This is a genomic window from Streptomyces sp. JJ38 (genome assembly GCF_019303475.1).
In the GTDB taxonomy this organism is placed as follows: domain Bacteria; phylum Actinomycetota; class Actinomycetes; order Streptomycetales; family Streptomycetaceae; genus Streptomyces.
On sequence record NZ_JABLSI010000051.1, the window covers coordinates 15,306 to 33,529 of the forward strand.

Here is an 18,224-nt window from a genome sequence, read left to right on the forward strand (position 1 = left end):
GTTCGTTGACACCTTCAGTTGTCGTCTTTCCGATGACATGGTACAAGAGAGGCAGACCCAGCGCATTGGCACTCTTGTCCGTGATGGAGGTGTACGTGATGTTGATGCGCACCGATCCCTTCCGCGAGCTCGACCGGCTCACCCAGCAGTTCCTGGACACCAGCGGTACCTGGTCCCGGCCCTCCGCGATGCCGATGGACGCCTACCGCGAGGGCGACGAGTACGTGATCGCCCTGGACGTGCCGGGCGTCAGCCCCGACGCCATCGACGTGGACGTCGAACGCAACATGCTGACGGTCAAGGCCGAGCGGCGTCCGGGAGTGAAGGCCGAGGACGTTCAGATGGAGCTCTCCGAGCGCCCCCTCGGCGTCTTCTCCCGCCAGGTGATGCTGGCCGACACCCTCGACACCGAACGCATCAGCGCCGACTACGACGCCGGCGTGCTCACGCTGCGCATCCCGATCGCCGAACGGGCCAAGCCGCGCAAGATCGCCATCGGCGGCGGCCGCAGGGAGATCCGCGGCTGAGACCGGCGCCGCGGCGGTGCGAGAACCCAGCCGGAGGGCGGGGCCGCGCTTCCCCGCCCTCCCGTCCCGCGAGGGAGGAGTGATGGTGGTCATGCGCTGGGAGGTGTTCCTCGAACAGGTGCGGGAACGCGGCGAGTACGACAGCCACCGGGAGGCGGAGCGTGCGGCCCGCACCGTGCTGGCCCTGCTCGGCGCGCACCTGGTGGGCGAGGTGCGCGCCGAGCTGGCCGCGCGGCTTCCGGAGACCTTCGCCGTGATCCTGCTCAACCCGCTCCAGGCCGCCGAACCCCTGTCGCCCGAGCGGTTCGTCCGGGCGACCGCCGCGTGGATCGAGGGCGCCACCGAGCAGACCGCGGCCTGGGATGTCGGGGCCGTCCTCAGCGTGGCGGCCGACGCGGCGGGCGACGACCTCACCCGCCGTGTCCTGCTGCAGCTCCCGCCGGGCTACGACCTCCTCTTCGGCCGCCCCGGACGCGCCTGACCAGAGGCGGCCGAGGCAACGGAGAGCCAACAGAAGAACCGAAGAACAGAAGAAAGGAACCGCCTTCCGATGCGCACGCAGCCGGAACCGGCCACAGCCCCGGGCATGACCTACGAGCAACTGCTGGCGAAGGTTCGGTACGACGGCGCGTACCCGACCCGGGACAAGGCCCAGAACGTCGTCGAGGCGGTGCTGGCCGCGCTCGGCCGACAGCTCACCGGCCCGGAGCGCGACGAGCTCGCGGCGTGTCTCCCCGCCGAGGCCGCCCGCGTTCTCACCGCCCAGCCACCCGCGGCCGAGCCGCTCACCGGCTGGGGCTTCGTGAAGGACCTCGCCGACCGCACTGGCGGCACCCCGGCCACCAGGCGCTGGGACACGGGCACGGTCCTCACCCTTGTGGCCCGCCTCGCCGGCCACGACATCCTCGACCGCGTGCTCGCCCGGCTCCCGCGCGGCTACGCGCTCCTCTTCGGCCGGGCGGAGCTCCTCCAGGCCGCCTGAGCCCGGCGCTCCGGGCGGCCCGGACATGTGGCCCAGCGGCCCCGTCCGGGCTCCACGCCCGGCCGGGGCCGACGCCCGATTCTGGGGCCGGCCCGGTCGTATGGCTCCTGGCCTGCGCAAACATCGCCAGCCGACAGTGGGTGGCGCCCCCGGTAGGACTCGAACCTACGGCCAAGTGCTTAGAAGGCACCTGCTCTATCCACTGAGCTACGGGGGCCCGTCATGGTCGCGCATCGGGTGGAGCCCCCGGACCGTTCCCATCCAAGGATAGAGGCGGCCCCGGTGGCTCCTGGATGCTTCACGCGCGCGCCACGGTGTGGAGGTTCCGTGAAGCGCTCCGATGATTGCAGCCGGGTGCGATTCCCGCATCGGTTTTCCGCGGGGCGACTGGCGGGTGTTGTGCACTCGTTATGCCCATGGGGTCCCCTGGGTCCGATTCCACACGGGTCAAATCGGACCATATCTGACTGAATAGGCTTCAAAAACCAGTCAGATTTGGGCATTCTTCGTCTTGTGGCGATCTTGGAAGCACGGACCGAACTGCTCGAGGCGCTCACGGTACTGCGTGAGCGTGTGGCCGCCGTCCGCTGTGCGCTGCCCCTGCCGGGTGCCGAACGGGCACGGCGGTCGCGGGCCGAACTGCTGGCCCAGCTCGACGACTACCTCGTGCCACGGCTGCGCGAACCGGGCGCGCCGTTGCTCGCCGTCGTCGGCGGCTCGACCGGCGTGGGGAAGTCCACCCTGGTCAACTCGCTCGTCGGACGCCGGGTCAGTGAGGCCGGCGTCCTGCGGCCCACCACCCGGACCCCGGTCCTGGCCTGCCACCCCGAGGACCGCCGCTGGTTCGCGGACGGCCGGGTGCTGCCGGGGCTGACGCGGTGCGAGGCCCCGCAGGACGGCGAGGAGCCCGCCGCCGAGTCCGGCACGCTGGTGGTGGAGTGCACCCACGCGCTGCCCGCCGGACTGGCGCTTCTGGACGCCCCCGACGTGGACTCGCTGGTCGCCGCCAACCGCGAGCTGGCCGCCGAACTGCTGTGCGCGGCCGACGTGTGGGTCCTGGTCACCACCGCCACCCGGTACGCCGACGCCGTCCCCTGGCACCTGCTGCGCACCGCGAAGGAGTACGACGTCACCCTGGCCACCGTCCTCGACCGGGTACCCCACCAGATCGCCGTCGACGTCTCCCGGCAGTACGCGGCCCTGCTGGAGCGCGCCGGACTCGGCGACGTCCCGCGGTTCACGATCCCCGAGCTGCCCGAGTCGGCCGGCGGCGGCCGCGGGCTGTTGCCGACGACGGCCGTCGAGCCGCTGCGGGCCTGGCTCGCCCACCGGGCCCAGGACCCCTCGGCCCGCGGCCGGGCCGCCTACCGGACGGCCTGGGGCGCGCTCGACTCGCTGCGCACCCGCGTCCCGGAGCTGGCCGCGGCCGCCGCGGCCCAGCACGCCGCCGCCGTCCGCCTCATGACCCACGTCGAGCAGGCCTACGACGCCGCGGGGGAGCGGGTGCGCCGCCAGGTCGCCGGCGGCGAGCTGCTCGCGGGGGACACCGTCGCCCACTGGCGCGGCTTCCCCCTCGACAGCAGCGGCGAGGAACTGCTGGACGCCTGCGCGGACGGGCTGGCCGCGCTGCTCTCCGGAGCCGTCGGCGGGGCCGAGGAGCAGATCGCGCGCGCCTGGCAGAAGGAGCCCGGCGCCTCCGGAGTGCCGACGTCGGTGACGGCGGGCGGGGCCACCGTCGCCGACCGCATGGGGCTTGTCGTCCGTCACTGGCGGCGCTGCCTGGAGGAGCTGGCCGATGAGGCCTTCCGGGCCGACGGCGGCGGCTCGTACACGGCCGAGGAGGTCGCCGCCCTCCTCTCGGCCGCCCTGCTCGGCGGCGACCGTGGCCAGGCCGCGGAGGAGGCCCTGCACAAGATCATCGGAGTCCCGGGAACCATCCGGCTCCGGGAACGCGGCACCGAGTTGCTGGAGACCTCCGTCCACCGCGCCCTGCGCGGCGAGCGCGCCCGGCGGCTGGCGCCGCTGGAGGAGCTCGACGTCGGCCCCGAGCAGCAGGTCGAGTTGATCGCCGCACTGTCCGTACTCCAGAAGGAGCAGAGGGAGAGGTGAGCGACGTGACGGGATCGCCGGGGGAGACCCACGAGGACGGCACGGGCACGCCCCCGGCCGAGACCGGGCCGCAGCGCTGGAACGACGGACTCATCGCCCGTCGCGCCCGCCCGTATCCCGTACCCGTGCTCGACGGGGGCCGGGGTGGCGGGCTCGCCGGGCCCGCCCCGGGAGCCGCGGCCGGGCCCGCTCCGGCGGCCGCGGCCGGGCCCGGTCCGGGAGTTGCGGCCGAGGCCGGGGCCGAGTCCGCCGGGCCGGAGCCCGCCGGGACCGAGGCCGCCGCCGGATCCGGGCCGCGGCCCTGGCCCGCGGCGGGGACGGTCTCCGGGGCCGCCGTGCAGTTCGGGACCGTCGTCGGGGGTCCGGCGGGCTTCCGGCCCGCCGAACCGCCCGGCCCGGCGTCCGTTCCCGGGCCCGCGCCCCTGTCCGGCGCCGCGCCGTCGGCCGGTGGCCCCGTCCCCGCGTCCGGCCCCGGTCCGCACGAGAGCGGGGTGGCGGGCGACCCGTTGCCGTTCGCGCCGGAGCCCGCTCCGGTGACGCCGGTGGCCCCGGCCCCGGGCGCGCCCGTCGGCCCGGAACACCCGGAGGAGAGGCCCGAGCCGTCGCCGGACGTCACCGAGCCCGCCCTGCCCCCGGAGGCCTTCGGGGAGGCCCCGGAGCCGCCGGGCCTCGCGCCCGCCGCCGCGGGGCCGCTCCCACAGACACCGGACGAGGCCCCCTCGCCGGGGGACGTCCGCCGGACCACCGGCCGCGAGTTGGGGCTGTCGGAGCGGCTGAACGCGCTGCGCGAGCTGATCGGTCTCTCCCGGGCCCGGCTGGAGGCGGAGGAACTGGCCGACGTCGGCCGGGTGCTGGAAGCCGCCGAGGCCAGGGGTCGTCTCTCCCGGGAGTACACCACCGTGGCCATCGCGGGCCCGACCGGAAGCGGGAAGTCCACCCTGTTCAACGCCGTCGCCGGGGCCCAGCTCGCCGAGGCCGGCGTGCGGCGGCCGACGACGTCGAGCCCCGTGGCCTGCGTCTGGGAGACGACGACCGACCGGACCGGTGCCGAGGGGCTGCTGGAGCGGCTCGGCGTCCCCGTCCGGGCCCGGCGCCGCGCCCACCTGCGGGACGCCTCGCAGCTCGCCCTGCGCGGTCTCGTCCTGCTCGACCTGCCCGACCACGACTCGGCGGTGGTCGAGCACCGCGAACAGGTGGACCGGCTGCTGGGGCTGGTGGACGCCATCATCTGGGTGGTGGACCCGGAGAAGTACGCCGACGCGGTGCTGCACGAGCGCTATCTGAAGGCGTTCGCCGCTCACGCCGAGGTGACTCTCGTGGTGCTCAACCAGACGGACCGGCTTGGCGCCGAGGCCACCGAGGAGGTGCTCGGAGACGTGCGCCGGGTGCTGGACGAGGACGGCATGGCCCTCGGCGAACACGGCGAGCCCGGCGCCGAGGTGCTCGCGCTCTCCGCGCTCACCGGCGAGGGGGTCAGGGAACTGCGTTCGGTGCTGGCGGAGTTGGTGTTGACTCGCACCGCCGCCGCCCGTCGGCTCGCCGCCGACGTGGACCTGGCCATGACCGGGCTGCGGCCGGTGTACATCACCGACGGCGTCCAGCCGCCCCAGGGCCTGACCGACGGGGTGCGCACGGACTTCGAGCAGCGCCTCGGCACGGCGGCCGGTGCCGCGGCCGTCGGGCGCACGGCCGAGCGGACATGGTTGCGCCACGCTGACCGGACCTGTGGCACGCCGTGGGCCGGGCTGGCCCACTGGTACGCGCGCCGCCGGGCGGAGCGGCGTGGGGAGCCGCTGGGCGGCCCGGCGGCCGAGGAGGCCACCGAGCCCGGGCACCCGGTGGCCCGGCCCGTGGTCGCCCAGGCCGTGCGCTCGCTCGCCGACGACGCGAGCCGCGGCCTGCCCGAACCGTGGGCGCGCACCGTGCGAGAGGCCGCCTGGCGCGGCGCGGAGGGGCTTCCGGCGGCGCTGGACGAGGCGGTCGCGGGTGCCGGGCTGCCGCCGCAACCGGCCCGGCCGCGCTGGTGGACCGCCGCGGCGGCGGGGCAGGCCGCGTTGCTCGCCGTGCAGTGCGTCGGCCTGGGCTGGCTGTTGGGCACGCTGCTCGGGGTCTTCGCCGTCGACCCGTGGGTGCCGGCCGGGCTGCTGGCCGGCGGTGCCGTGGCCTCGCCGCTGCTGGCCTGGGCGTGCCGGCTGGTGGCCCGGGCGCCTGCTCAGGAGTACGGGGCCGCGCAGGAGCAGCGGTTGCGGCGGCTGGCGGCGGCCTGCGGCCGGACCCGGGTGCTGGAGCCGGTGGCCGCCGAGCTGCTGCGCTACCGGGAGGTGCGCGGACAGTACGTCATCGCTGCGGGAGGTCCGGACGGCGGGTGAGCCCCGGGGCCGTACGGCGTGGCGAGCCCGCCACCGCGTGAGCGATGCCGCCGCGCGGTGGCGGGCTCGTCGTGGTGGTGGCGGGTCCGCCGTCTCGCCGTGGCCGGGTTGTCCACAACCGGCCAGTAGTCCACAGGCTCCGGCAGGGATTTGCCGTTCGCGCCAGCATGGTCTGCGACCGGTCCCGCGGGCGGCCCGGCGAGACGTGGACGGGGAGGCGAGTCGGCATGAACGAGACGATGGTGACGGTGGTGGGGAACGTCGCGACGAAGCCGGATTTCCGGGACAACGGCCGGTGCCCGGCGGTGCGTTTCCGGCTGGCCTCGACGGTCCGGCGGTACGACCGCGAGCGCAACCTCTGGGCGGACGGGGCGACGAGCTTCTACACCGTCTGGGCATGGCGCGCGCTCGCCCACAATCTGACGGCCTCGGTGAGCGTCGGTGAACCCCTCGTCGTCCACGGCAGGTTGAGGGTGCAGGACACCGAGCGCGAGGGGCAGCGGTGGACGGTCGCCACGATCGACGCCGTCGCCGTCGGCCACGATCTGACGCGCGGCACCTCGGCCTGGGTGCGGGCGGCGGCCCCGCGTGCCGAGGTCGGCGAGGCGCGGTCGGACCCGGTGCCGACGGGCTGACGGGGCGTCGAGGCGGAGGGGAAGCCTCCGCCGGGAGCGGTCGGTGAAGTGTCCGCGTTCGCGGCTTTCGGCGATAACGATTGCGCTGCGGTGCGCGTAGCAAATGTGAAAATCGGGGATCGTGTTGCGCTTGATCCTTACGATTCCGCAGACCACGGGGTTGACGAGGGGACAGCAATGAGAGCGATACGCGGACGGGCTGCCGCCCGTCGCGCGGTGGCGGGGCTGCTCACGGGGCTGCTCGCGGCAGCGGGAACAGCAGTGGGGGCGGGAACGGCGGCGGCGGGGGACGCCGGGGCCGGGGAACCGCAGCACGGGGGCGCCCATGCCACGCTGGACGGACTGAACGTGCACGACCGTGCGGTGATCCGGCACGACGGGGCGGTGATCGAGACGGGGGCGGGACTGTTCGAGATGTCGGTGACCGGCGGCGGCAGCCTGCTGGCGTACGGCATCGACATGTACAGCTCCACACAGCAGGACGCGCGGTACGCGGAGGTGCCCTGGCGCTCCTCCTCCCTGCAGGGCAACGCGGACGCCGGGAAGATCCGGTGGATCCTGCGCCATTCCTATCCCCAGGTCGACAACCTGGCCGAGCTGGCCGAGGAGGCGGGCGCCCGGCAGCTCACTCCGGAGACCGCGGCGGCCGGCACCCAGGTGGCCATCTGGCGGTACTCGGAGCGCACGGAGTCCGGGGAGCGGCCCGACGTCACCGCCGTCCACCCGGACGCGGAGCGGCTGGCCGACCACCTGGAGCGCCAGGCCCGCGAGCTGGAGGAGCCGGCGCCCGCCGTGCGGCTGGAGTCGCCCGTCGTCTCCGGCCGTCCCGGGGAGCTGCTGGGCCCGGTGACGATACGCACCACGGCCCAGGCCGTCAGCGTCGCGCCCGGGCCCGAGGCGGCCCGGCACGGCGTCCGCGTCGTCGACGCCCAGGGGAAGGCGGTCACGGCCGGCCGCGACGGCACCCAGCTGTGGTTCGACGTGCCCGATGACGCGGAGGACGGCGGCGGGGCCTTCACGGTCCAGGCGACGACGCCGGTCCCGGTCGGCCGGACGTTCGTCGGTACCGGAGCCCACGCGGCGAGTCAGTCGCTCGTCGTGGCCGGGTCGAGCGACGCCGCGGTCACCGCGACCGCCGTCACGAGCTGGGCGGCCGAGGGGGCGGCACCCGCCGTCTCCGCCCGGCGCGACTGCGCCCGGGGCGGGGTGGCCGTCACCGTCGTCAACCGGGGCGACGCGCCGTTCACCTTCGCGCTCGGCGAGCAGGAGCTGGAGATACCGGCCGGGGCCACGGACACGGCCACGGTGCCGGTCGCCGAGGACCAGCGTTACGGCATCACCGTCACCGGCCCGGGCGGCTTCGAGCGGACCTTCACCGGCGTGCTGGACTGCGAGACGATCGCCGCGCAGCCGCAGGACGCGGGGCTCACCGTCCACAACGAGCCCGTCACCGTCGGCGGAGGCGACGGTGAGGTCAACCTGGCGGAGACGGGCAGCGGTACCAACGTGCCGCTGCTGGTCGGCCTGGCCGCCGGGCTGCTGGCACTGGGCGGGCTGGCCGTGCTCATGGTCCGCCGCAAGCCCCAGCCGGGAGCCGGGTCCGCCACGACCCCGGACACCGGAGCGGAGAACGCCGGGGACGGCGCCGAAGCGGAGGGCGACGAGAAGTAGACACGACGTGGCAAAGTCCTCACCCTCGGGCGGACGGCCGGCGGCCGGTTTCCGCCCGAGGCGTCCCGTACGGCAGGATGGATAACACCCCGTGTGGGGCCCCGCATCTTCACACCTACCAGACTGCCGGACGGTTTCTCTTGGCTGAGTTCATCTACACCATGCGCAAGGCGCGCAAGGCGCACGGCGACAAGGTGATCCTCGACGACGTCACCCTGAGCTTCCTGCCGGGCGCGAAGATCGGTGTCGTGGGCCCCAACGGCGCCGGCAAGTCCACCGTGCTGAAGATCATGGCGGGCCTGGAGCAGCCCTCCAACGGCGACGCGTTCCTGTCACCGGGCTACAGCGTGGGCATCCTCCTCCAGGAGCCGCCGCTCGACGAGTCCAAGACGGTGCTGGAGAACGTCCAGGACGGTGTGGCGGACACCAAGAGCAAGCTCGACCGGTTCAACGAGATCGCCGAGCAGATGGCGACCGAGTACACCGACGAGCTGATGGAGGAGATGGGCAAGCTCCAGGAGCAGCTCGACCACGCGAACGCCTGGGATCTGGACGCCCAGCTCGAGCAGGCCATGGACGCGCTCGGCTGCCCGCCGGGGGACTGGCCCGTCACCAACCTCTCCGGTGGTGAGAAGCGGCGCGTGGCCCTGTGCAAGCTGCTGCTGGAGGCGCCCGACCTGCTGCTGCTCGACGAGCCCACCAACCACCTCGACGCCGAGTCGGTGCAGTGGCTGGAGCAGCACCTGGCCAAGTACCCGGGCACCGTCGTCGCCATCACCCACGACCGGTACTTCCTCGACAACGTGGCCGAGTGGATCCTCGAGCTCGACCGCGGCCGGGCCTACCCCTACGAGGGCAACTACTCCAAGTACCTGGAGACGAAGCAGGCTCGCCTGAAGGTCGAGGGCCAGAAGGACGCCAAGCGGGCCAAGCGCCTCAAGGAGGAGCTGGACTGGGTCCGCTCCAACGCCAAGGGGCGTCAGGCCAAGTCGAAGGCCCGGCTCGCCCGTTACGAGGAGATGGCCGCCGAGGCGGAGAAGACCCGGAAGCTGGACTTCGAGGAGATCCAGATCCCGCCGGGCCCGCGCCTGGGCAACGTCGTCGTCGAGGTGGAGAACCTCTCCAAGGCCTTCGGCGAGAAGGTGCTCATCGACGACCTGTCCTTCACCCTGCCGCGCAACGGCATCGTCGGCGTCATCGGCCCCAACGGCGCCGGCAAGACGACGCTGTTCAAGATGATCCAGGGCCTGGAGGAGCCGGACGGCGGCAACATCAAGGTCGGCGAGACGGTCAAGATCTCCTACGTCGACCAGTCGCGGGCCAACATCGACCCCAAGAAGACGCTGTGGGCCGTCGTCTCCGACGAGCTGGACTACATCAACGTCGGCCAGGTCGAGATGCCCTCGCGGGCCTATGTGAGCGCCTTCGGCTTCAAGGGCCCGGACCAGCAGAAGCCCGCGGGCGTCCTCTCCGGCGGTGAGCGCAACCGGCTGAACCTCGCGCTCACCCTCAAGCAGGGCGGCAACCTGCTCCTCCTGGACGAGCCGACCAACGACCTCGACGTGGAGACGCTCTCCTCGCTGGAGAACGCGCTGCTGGACTTCCCCGGCTGCGCCGTGGTCGTCTCCCACGACCGCTGGTTCCTCGACCGCATCGCGACCCACATCCTCGCCTACGAGGGCGAGAGCAAGTGGTTCTGGTTCGAGGGCAACTTCGAGTCGTACGAGAAGAACAAGATCGAGCGGCTCGGCCCGGAGGCGGCCCGTCCGCACCGCGCGACGTACAAGAAGCTGACCCGGGGCTGACGTGCGGCATCACTTCGCCTGTCCCCTGCGCTGGTCGGACATGGATTCGTTCGGACACGTCAACAACGTGGTCTTCCTGCGGTATCTGGAAGAGGCCCGCATCGACTTCATGTTCCGGCTGGCGCGGGAGGCCGACGCCGAGGCCTTCACGAGCGGGGCCGTGGTGGCCCGGCACGAGATCGATTATCTGCGTCCCCTCGTCCACCGGCCCGAACCGGTGGACATCGAGACGTGGGTGACGAAGATCAGCCGTGCCTCGGTGACCGTCGGCTACGAGATCAAGGACGCGACGGCGGTCTACGCACGGGCCAGCACCGTCGTCGTCGCGTACGACCTGAAGGAAGGGCGCCCGCGCCGGCTGAGTGAGGCCGAGCGGTCCTTCCTGGAGCCCTACCTCGATGACAGCAGCCATGTCCCGGCCGATCCCCAGGCTCGCTGACGCGGCCGAGGCGGCCGGAGTGGCCGCCTTCCTCCAGCGCCTGGTGCGCTGGGAGAAGACGGCGGCCGTCCGCCTCCAGGCGGGCGGCGGCGTTCTCGCGCTCTTCGCCCGCCCCGCGCGCTTCGACGTCCTGGCCGTCCGCACGGCCCGGCTCGACGACCCGGAGCTGAAGCTGGACACCACGGTGGCGGCCGGAGAGCTGCTGGAGCGGCTCGACGAGCGGGCGGGCACGCTGCCCGTGCCCGCACCCGTCACCGGCCCGCCCTGGGCCGGCGTGCTGCCCCCGCGCGGGGGCTGGCAGCGGCTGGGCGGGCTGCCGCCCGACGCCGTCCGCTCGGTGGCCGCCGCCGCGGTGGCCGAGTTCCGCCGCAGGGCCGAGGCCCTGGCACCGGCGGAACGCACCCGCGAGCAGCTGGACGCGCTGGCGGACGAGATCTGGTCCCGGCCGCTCGGCCGCACCGGGCTGCCGCTGCGCGCCGCGCACGCGGCCTACGCGCTGGGCTTCCTCGGCGGTTCGGAGCCGCTCGGGCTGTCCTCCGCCGGGCCCTGGCTGCGGCTGGCCACGCCGCTCGGCTCGGTCGTGGTGCGATCCGTCCGTCCCCCCGGGCTCTCCGTCACGCCCGCGTGAGCCGCTCGGGCGTGGCCTCCGCGCCCCTCGCGCTCGGGCGTGGCCGCCCGTGCGACGGCTGGTACCGGGGCCGCGGCCGTCGGGGCGGTCAGCCCTGAGTGTTGATCATCGAGTTGGCGGCGTAGACCAGGTAGTTCCAGAGCTGCTTCTCCAGCTCGGCGGGCAGCTCCAGGCTGTCGACGGCGTCCCGCATGTGCCGCAGCCAGGCGTCGTGCGCGGCGCGGTCGACGCGGAAGGGGGCGTGCCGCATCCGCAGCCTCGGGTGGCCGCGGTGCTCGCTGTAGGTGCGGGGGCCGCCCCAGTACTGCATGAGGAAGAGCGCGAGCCGTTCCTCCGCCGGGCCGAGGTCCTCCTCCGGGTACATGGGACGGAGCAGTTCGTCCTCGGCGACGCCTTCGTAGAAGCGCTTCGCCAGCCGGCGGAACGTCTCCTCGCCGCCGACCTGCTCGAAGAACGTCTGCGTCTGCAAGGTGCCTCGCGGAATCTCCATCACGCACCCCATGGTCGCAGATGCGCGGGGAAGCGGTCCCGCCCCCGTGGCGACGGGACCGCACCCCCTACGCGTCGTCCCAGCGGAAGAGCCGCCAGGCGAGCAGGGTGACGACGGCGCCGAACAGCAGCAGCCCGGCCATGACCGGTAGCGCGGTGGCCCAGCCCTCGCCCCGCGACAGCACGCCCTGCATCGCGTCGGCCAGGTGCTTCAACGGCAGGAACTCCGCGACCGTCCGCACCCAGGCCGGTGCCGTGTCCAGCGGGAAGAAGGCTCCGGAGAGGAACGCCATCGGCAGCACGATCACCTGGGCCAGGCCGTTGGCGGCCTCCTCCGTCTTCGCCCAGGAACCCACCAGCAGGCCGATGGACATGAACGCCAGCGAGCCGGTGAGCACCAGCGGAACGGACAGCCACCACTCGCCCGTGAGCCGCAGCCCGAAGTACGGCAGCGTCGCGATGCCCACGAAGATCGCGAACTGGCTGAGGGCGAGCGCGAGGCTGATGCCGACCCGGGCCCCGATGACCGACGTGACGCCGACGGGGGAGAGCCACAGGCGGCGCAGGATGCGCTTCTTGCGCCACGTCACCAGGTTGAGCGCCGGTCCGAAGACGGAGCCCATCGCCACGGCCCAGCCCAGCAGGCCGGGGGTGAGGAACTGGATCGGCTTGACCGACTCGTCCTCGACCCTCTGCGCCGTGAGCCGGAAGGCGGGCGGCTGGCCCGTCGCGGCCTGGTTGGCCTGCTGCACGACGGAGTCGAGGACGGAGTGGACGGTTCCGGCCCGCACCTGGTCGGCGGCCGAGAAGCGCAGCTCGACCTCGCCGTCCCGCTCGAAGACCGCCGCGTCGACGTCTCCGTGCCGGACGTCCTCCAGCGCCTCGTCCAGGGCGTCCTCGGAGCCGTCGGTCTTCTCCACCTCCAGCACGCCCCGGAGTTGCGCGCGCTGCTTCTCGGGCATGTCGTCCAGCACGGCCACGTCGCCGACCTGCACGACCCGGGACTCCGAGGTGCCCGAGTCCTTGAGCAGGGTGCCGAAGAGCACCAGGAACATCAGCGGGAAGACGAGCAGGAAGAAGACGGCGGCCCGGTCGCGCAGCAGGCCGAGCGCCATCGCCCGGGACAGGCTGCGGAAGGAGCGGGTGCGGTCCGCCCAGGACCGGGCGGGCCCGCCACCGGTGTGGCCGGCACCGCCCGTTCTGCCGGTGTCGTCGGTACGTTCTGTGCCGTCGGAGGTGCGCTGCGTGGTCATTCGCGGTACTCCCGTCCGGTGAGCTGGAGGAAGACGTCCTCCAGCGAGGCCGCGCCCAGCTCTCCGATCAGCTCGGCGGGCGGGCCGACCCGCAGGACGCGGCCGCGGTCCATGACGGCGACCCGGTCGCAGAGGGACTCGGCCTCGTCCATGTAGTGCGTGGTGAGCACCACCGTGCGTCCCTCGGCCTGGATGTCGCGGAGCAGATCCCACAGGTTGCGCCGGGCCTGCGGGTCGAGTCCGGTGGTGGGTTCGTCGAGGAAGACCAGCTCGGGGTCGTGCACCAGGGCGCAGGCGATCGACAGCCGCTGTTCCTGTCCGCCGGAGAGCTTGTCCTGCCGCACGTCGGCCTTCTCCGCGAGCCCGACCCGTTCCAGCATGGCGTCCGCGCGTTCCCGGGGGACGCCGTAGAGGTCGCCGAACGTGTGGATCTGCTCGCGGGCCGTGAGCCGTTCGAAGAAGGCGGAGGCCTGGAGCTGCACGCCGATTCGGGAGAGCAGTCGCTTGTTCCGGGGCCAGGACGGCTCGCCCAGCAGCCGTGCGCTGCCCTCGTCGGGGCGGCGCAGCCCCTCCACGATCTCCAACGTGGTTGTCTTCCCCGCGCCGTTCGGTCCGAGGATGCCGTAGAACTCGCCGCGGTCGACGGTGAAGGAGACCCCGTCGACCGCCTGAACCTCCCCGTACCGCTTGCGCAGCCCTTCGACCGTTATCGCCGCGTCAGTGGTCATGCGGGGGACGCTATCCCACGCGTTCGAACGGAGTTCGGCCCCCTCGCGCCGCCGGTCCGGGGGCCGGAGAGTGGAGACATGGGCAGGGACGAGCTGCTGTGGCTGCTGGAGGCCGAGGGAGCGCTGCCGGACCGCGCCTGGCGTGACGCGTTCGCGGAGGTGCCGAGGGAGCTGTTCGTGCCGGAGTACTTCGTGCCGGGCTTCGCCGGGTACGAGCGGCGCTCCGGGGACGCGGAGGACCCGGCGGCCCGGCGGCGCTGGCGGGACGGCCTCTACGAGGACCTGCCGCTGGCCACGCGGCTCCGCCACGGCGAGCTGATCTCGTCCAGCAGCCAGCCCTCGCTGATGGCGCGGATGCTGGACGAGCTGGCGGTCCGCGACGGCATGACGGTGCTGGAGATCGGTACCGGCACCGGCTGGAACGCCGCCCTGCTCGCGCACCGGCTCGGCGCCCACCGGGTGACCACGCTCGACCTCGACCCGGAGATCACGGGCGCCGCCCGTACCCGTCTCCGGCGCGCGGGCTTCCCCGTCACGGTGGTCACGACGGACGGTGCCCTGGGGTGGCCGGAGCGCGCCCCCTACGACCGGATCATCGCGACCTGCGCCGTGGACACCGTCCCTGGGGCCTGGCTGGAGCAGTGCGCGTCCGGCGCGCGCGTCCTCACCCCGCTCTCCACCGGGCTCGTCCTGCTGCGCGTCGAGCGGGGCGAGGAAGGGCCGTGGGCACAGGGCCGGTTCCTGGACACCGCGGCCTTCTTCGTGCCCCTGCGCGGCGCGGCGGCCACGGCGCCGGGGACGCCGGCCGCGACGGAGCGGCGGGAGCGGGACGACGGCGGGGTGCCGGGCACAGCGGCGGGCTCCGACACGTTCCGGTTCCTGCGCGGCCTGACCGCGTCGGCGCTCAGCGGACGGGAGGCCTACGCGGTGTGGGAGCGCGCCGGTCACCCGGAGCGGTCGCGGTACGGGGTGACCGCCGACGTCCACGGCGCCTGGGCGTGGCTCGACGAGCCCCGGGGGCCGGACCGCTGGCGATTGCCGCGCTCCACCGGGCCCGCCGGGGGCGAGGGACTGCGGGACGGCCCCGGGCTCAGCTCCGACGGACCGTCAGAGTCGTCCAGGCACCGACGTGCACCCGGTCCCCCTCCCTGAGGGGCACCGGGACGAACGGCTGGATCGGCTCCTCGGCGCCGTTGATCGTCGTCCCGTTGGTGGAGTCCTGGTCGACCACGGCCCAGCCGCCGTCCGGCTGCTGGACGAGCAGCGCGTGCTGGTGCGAGACGCCCGGGTCCTCCGGGGGACGGGACAGGTCGATGTCCGGCGCCTCCCCCGTGGACTGCCGTCTGCGCCCGACGGAGATCTGCTGCCCGGTGAGCGGCACCTGCTGCTCGGGTGAGTAGGCCGGGAGGTTGAGCGAGGCGCCCTCCGGACCGCTGCGCTGCATCATCGCGGCGAAGTACTCCCGGTCGGGACCGACCGTCACCATCCAGCCGGTGCCGTGCGCGGGGGCGCCCGGGCCGCCCGGGTAGCCGTAGCCGCCCGGCTGCTGCGGTGCGGCGGCGGAGGGCGGGGCCAGGTTCCAGTCGCCCTGGTCGTGTTCGGGCCCGGCGTGCGGCTGGTGATGGGCGTGCTGCTGCGGGTGCGGCTGCGCCTGCTGCGGGATCGGCTCGGCCGGCCGGTTCATCTGCGAGGGCCGGGAGGGCTCGTAGACGGGCGGCGGCGCCTGCTGGAGGAAGCCGGGCGGCGGGGCCGGGGGCGCGTAGGAAGTGGGGGACTGCGTGAGGAAGTTGTAGCGGCACTCCTCGCAGAAGGGCGCCTCGGGCTCACGCGGCGTACGGCACTGCGGGCACAGCTCGGTCTGCTGCGTCGGCCCCGGCGGCATGGGGGCCTCGGCCTCGGGTATCCCCGGGCTGGGCGGGGGTGGCGGCCCGCCGGGGTAGCCGGGGGCGGCGGCCGGAGGCGGCGGCGGGGGAGCCGGGTAGCCGTACCCGTGTCCGCCGGGCGCGGGGCCGCCGGGGTGCGCCGGGGGCGGCGGGACGGGGCCGGGGGCCGGGGGTGCGCCGGGTGCCGTCATCCGGTGTCCGCACACCTCACACCAGTCGTCGGCCACCGACTGGTGGCCGTTCGGACAAGTCGGCATGTCGGGCTTCCCCCTCCGTGCGCTGTCAGTCGGCGGACTTCTTGACCCGCACCGTCTTGGTGGAGCGCGTCTCCAGCGTCATCTCGTCCGCCTCGGCGACCCTCGCCTTGAGTCGAACAGTACCCGCCGCCTCGTCCACGACGTCGACCACCTTCGCGAGGAGCCGGGCCGTCTCCCCGTTGCCGGAGAGGGCCGCGAGCTGCACGGCCCTGCCGAGTCTCGCCGTGGCCCGGTGCTCGTCGCCCGCCTTGCGCGCGTCCAGGCCCTGCTGGACCGCCCGCGCCAGCTCGGCCTGCCCGGTGTAGTGGGCGACCTGCGGGTTGATCGCCGTGGAGGCGGCCACGTCGTCCGTCCACAGCGCCCTGACCAGGCCCTGTCCGAGCACCTCGGGGGCGCTGCCGGGCCGGGGCCGCACCAGCGAGACCCGGGCGGCGAGCATCTCCTGCCCGACGGCGGCCGGTTGCACGCGGACGCACACGTGGTAGTCGCGCGACTCATCGCCCCAGGAGCCCGTCGGGAAGTCCCCGGCCCGCGGCCCCGCCTCGGCCCGCCGGTCGGTGAGATCCACCACCGTGGGGGCCACCTGCTTCACGAAGGCGGTCTCGGCGCCCTGCGGCGTCCACAGCCGCAGGTTGACGTCGCCGACCTCCTTGCCCATGGCGGCGGCCATCATGCCGGTGAAGTCCTCGGCCAGACCGGACGGGTCGGCCACGATGTCCGCCGTGCCCAGCAGCGCCGTCGCGATGCCGGTGACCTCCTTGACCTCCCAGTCCGTGCCGACGCCGCGCGCGTCGCAGGTGAAGCGCCCGGCGCAGTGGTCCAGGGCGGCCCGCAGCGCCTCGGGTTCCTCGTGCTCGTTGCGCCCGTCGGTGAGCAGGATGCCGTGCCGTACACCGGCCTCGGAGGAGGCCAGCAGCTCGTCCGCCAGCCGCAGCCAGGTGCCGATCGCCGTGCCGCCGCCCGCGTTCAGCCTCCGCAGCGCGGCCTTCGCGGCGGCCCGGGTGGAGTCGTCGGCGACGGCCAGGCGCCCGTCGCCGGGGTAGACCTCCCGGGCGTCGTGGGTGCCCGCGACGACGGCGAAGCCCACGCCGTCGCGCACGGCGTCGATCGCGGCCCGCGTCGCGTCACGGGCGTGGCGCATCTTGTCCGGCGGGTAGTCCATCGAGCCCGAGCAGTCCACCATCAGCACGACGGCGGCCGACGGGGGCGCCGCGGCCGTGCCGCCGACGGCGTCGGCCGGACCCGCGGTGGTGGCCGAGCTCGGCAGCGGCAGCCCGCCGCTGGTCCCGCCGCCCGTCGCCGTCACGGTGACGATGGCGTCCACCTCCCGGGCGCCCGCGGGCAGGTAGGGGTTCTGGTAGACGTCGACCGAGAACCGCGGCACGTTGGACTTGGCGAAATTGGCCATGGCTCGCTTCTCCCCCCGGAGTTGCACATTCAGGCCGATCCTGCCCCCGGCGCGGTGGCCGGGAACGGGATGACGGCCACTGTTACGTTGTCGTGCCCGCCGCCCTTGATGGCGTGACTGACCAGATGCTGGGCCGCCGGAAGCGGCCGGGCGCGGGCGTCGGCCGGGACGGCCTCGGCCATCTCCCAGGCGGACTCGGCGTAGTTCCACAGGCCGTCCGTGCACACCACGACGACCCCCGGGGTCTCCGGCCGGAAGGACGCGGTGTGCGGTTCGAAGTCCTCGGCGTCGGCGCCGAGCCAGCCGGTGATGGCGTGGGCCCGCGGATCGGCGAAGGCGTCGGCCTTGCTCATCAGCCCGGCGGCCACCATCTGCGCGGCCCACGAGTCGTCCTCCGTGAGCCGGGCGGGCGGGGCGGCCGGATCCTCGGGCACCCAGTACGCGCGGCTGTCGCCGATCCAGCCGACGGTCAGGAGGTCCTCGGCGACGACCGAGCCGACGATCGTGCAGGCCGGGGCGTTGCGGTCGCCGTCCTGCCCGGAGTCGGCGAGCTCGGCCACCGCCCGCGCGGCCACGCCGAGCGCCTCGTGCATGGCGTACGGCGGCTGGACGCCGCGCGGCAGCGCGTTCAGCACCGCCTCGCGCGCCGCCTCCGCGGCGGCGGCCGAGGCCTCGTCGGGGCGGCTGGAGGACGACACGCCGTCGCAGACGATCGCGACGACCGCGGGACGCGCTCCGGGCAGAGCCGCCGTGGAGATCGCGAAGGCGTCCTCGTTGCGGTGGTGGCGCAGCCCCCGGTCGCTCGCGGCGGCCACGCCGGGCAACTCCTGTTCCAGGTGGTCCCGTTCGCGCGGCTGGGCGCGTCCGCAGTGCTCGCAGTAGCCGTCCGCGTCGAAGGTGCCCGTCCCGCACCCGGTGCAGACGGCCCGGGCGCTGTGCGGCGCCGGGGCGGACGGGGCCGCCGGGGCGGACGGGGCCGCCACGGGCCCGGTACGCGGGTCGGGCGCGGGGCGCGGGGCGGCCGCCCGGGACGTGGGCGGC

At 74.2% G+C, this 18,224-nt stretch carries 17 protein-coding genes and 1 tRNA gene; 11 read left to right on the forward strand and 7 right to left on the reverse strand.

Annotated features, from left to right (window positions below; translation table 11 throughout):
- Window positions 1–98 precede the first annotated feature (98 nt).
- From HPT28_RS22565 to HPT28_RS22575, 3 genes are all read left to right on the forward strand, one after another.
- Window positions 99–527 carry an Hsp20/alpha crystallin family protein gene (locus HPT28_RS22565; protein WP_219093021.1) on the forward strand — a complete coding sequence of 143 codons (429 nt, stop codon included), beginning with the start codon at window positions 99–101 and terminating at the stop codon, window positions 525–527.
- A 91-nt stretch (window positions 528–618) separates the two neighbouring features.
- A complete protein-coding gene (locus HPT28_RS22570) occupies window positions 619–1,008 on the forward strand; it encodes a DUF2267 domain-containing protein (protein WP_257579255.1) in 390 nt (129 codons plus the stop codon).
- 69 nt (window positions 1,009–1,077) lie between these two features.
- Window positions 1,078–1,509: a DUF2267 domain-containing protein gene (locus tag HPT28_RS22575; protein ID WP_219093022.1), complete on the forward strand. Its 432-nt coding sequence runs from the start codon at window positions 1,078–1,080 to the stop codon at window positions 1,507–1,509.
- A 141-nt stretch (window positions 1,510–1,650) separates the two neighbouring features.
- On the opposite strand, the gene HPT28_RS22580 is transcribed toward HPT28_RS22575, so the two are convergent.
- Window positions 1,651–1,726 (reverse strand) — tRNA-Arg (locus HPT28_RS22580).
- A gap of 305 nt (window positions 1,727–2,031) precedes the next feature.
- On the opposite strand from HPT28_RS22580, the gene HPT28_RS22585 reads away from it, so the two are divergent.
- The 7 genes from HPT28_RS22585 (at window position 2,032) to HPT28_RS22615 (ending at window position 11,165) form a co-directional block, all read left to right on the forward strand.
- A complete protein-coding gene (locus HPT28_RS22585) occupies window positions 2,032–3,618 on the forward strand; it encodes an ATP-binding protein (protein ID WP_219093036.1) in 1,587 nt (528 codons plus the stop codon).
- A complete protein-coding gene (locus HPT28_RS22590; protein ID WP_308119451.1) occupies window positions 3,615–5,987 on the forward strand; it encodes a GTPase in 2,373 nt (790 codons plus the stop codon). Before HPT28_RS22585 ends, HPT28_RS22590 begins: the two co-directional genes overlap by 4 nt.
- A gap of 227 nt (window positions 5,988–6,214) precedes the next feature.
- Window positions 6,215–6,622 (forward strand): single-stranded DNA-binding protein, encoded by a 408-nt coding sequence (locus tag HPT28_RS22595; RefSeq protein WP_219093023.1) that lies wholly within the window; start codon window positions 6,215–6,217, stop codon window positions 6,620–6,622.
- 177 nt (window positions 6,623–6,799) lie between these two features.
- Window positions 6,800–8,293 carry a TQXA domain-containing protein gene (locus tag HPT28_RS22600; RefSeq protein ID WP_219093024.1) on the forward strand — a complete coding sequence of 498 codons (1,494 nt, stop codon included), beginning with the start codon at window positions 6,800–6,802 and terminating at the stop codon, window positions 8,291–8,293.
- A gap of 140 nt (window positions 8,294–8,433) precedes the next feature.
- Window positions 8,434–10,098: an energy-dependent translational throttle protein EttA gene (ettA, locus tag HPT28_RS22605; RefSeq protein ID WP_219093025.1), complete on the forward strand. Its 1,665-nt coding sequence runs from the start codon at window positions 8,434–8,436 to the stop codon at window positions 10,096–10,098.
- 1 nt (window position 10,099) lies between these two features.
- Complete coding sequence (locus HPT28_RS22610) at window positions 10,100–10,537, forward strand: thioesterase family protein (protein ID WP_219093026.1); 438 nt, start codon at window positions 10,100–10,102, stop codon at window positions 10,535–10,537.
- The gene (locus HPT28_RS22615; RefSeq protein ID WP_257579242.1) at window positions 10,497–11,165 is read left to right on the forward strand and encodes a hypothetical protein; all 669 of its coding nucleotides are present in this window, start codon (window positions 10,497–10,499) and stop codon (window positions 11,163–11,165) included. The genes HPT28_RS22610 and HPT28_RS22615 overlap by 41 nt, the downstream gene beginning before the upstream one ends.
- Before the next feature lie 88 nt (window positions 11,166–11,253).
- Here HPT28_RS22615 and HPT28_RS22620 read toward each other — a convergent pair whose 3' ends face one another.
- The 3 genes from HPT28_RS22620 to HPT28_RS22630 all read right to left on the reverse strand — a co-directional run bounded on the left by HPT28_RS22620 (window position 11,254) and on the right by HPT28_RS22630 (window position 13,635).
- The gene (locus HPT28_RS22620) at window positions 11,254–11,655 is read right to left on the reverse strand and encodes a globin (protein ID WP_219093027.1); all 402 of its coding nucleotides are present in this window, start codon (window positions 11,653–11,655) and stop codon (window positions 11,254–11,256) included.
- 67 nt (window positions 11,656–11,722) lie between these two features.
- Window positions 11,723–12,907 (reverse strand): ABC transporter permease, encoded by a 1,185-nt coding sequence (locus tag HPT28_RS22625; RefSeq protein ID WP_257579244.1) that lies wholly within the window; start codon window positions 12,905–12,907, stop codon window positions 11,723–11,725.
- Window positions 12,904–13,635 carry an ABC transporter ATP-binding protein gene (locus HPT28_RS22630; RefSeq protein ID WP_219093028.1) on the reverse strand — a complete coding sequence of 244 codons (732 nt, stop codon included), beginning with the start codon at window positions 13,633–13,635 and terminating at the stop codon, window positions 12,904–12,906. The genes HPT28_RS22625 and HPT28_RS22630 overlap by 4 nt, the downstream gene beginning before the upstream one ends.
- A 78-nt stretch (window positions 13,636–13,713) precedes the next feature.
- On the opposite strand from HPT28_RS22630, the gene HPT28_RS22635 reads away from it, so the two are divergent.
- Window positions 13,714–14,787 (forward strand): methyltransferase domain-containing protein, encoded by a 1,074-nt coding sequence (locus tag HPT28_RS22635; protein ID WP_219093029.1) that lies wholly within the window; start codon window positions 13,714–13,716, stop codon window positions 14,785–14,787.
- On the opposite strand, the gene HPT28_RS22640 is transcribed toward HPT28_RS22635, so the two are convergent.
- From HPT28_RS22640 to HPT28_RS22650, 3 genes are all read right to left on the reverse strand, one after another.
- Complete coding sequence (locus tag HPT28_RS22640) at window positions 14,726–15,775, reverse strand: FHA domain-containing protein (protein ID WP_219093030.1); 1,050 nt, start codon at window positions 15,773–15,775, stop codon at window positions 14,726–14,728. The two genes, HPT28_RS22635 and HPT28_RS22640, sit on opposite strands and share 62 nt — an antisense overlap.
- 25 nt (window positions 15,776–15,800) lie before the next feature.
- Window positions 15,801–17,183, reverse strand: a complete 1,383-nt coding sequence (locus tag HPT28_RS22645) for a VWA domain-containing protein (protein ID WP_219093031.1) — start codon at window positions 17,181–17,183, stop codon at window positions 15,801–15,803.
- A gap of 29 nt (window positions 17,184–17,212) precedes the next feature.
- Window positions 17,213–18,224 (reverse strand): PP2C family serine/threonine-protein phosphatase (locus tag HPT28_RS22650; RefSeq protein ID WP_219093032.1); only part of this gene is annotated, 1,012 nt, incomplete at its 5' end.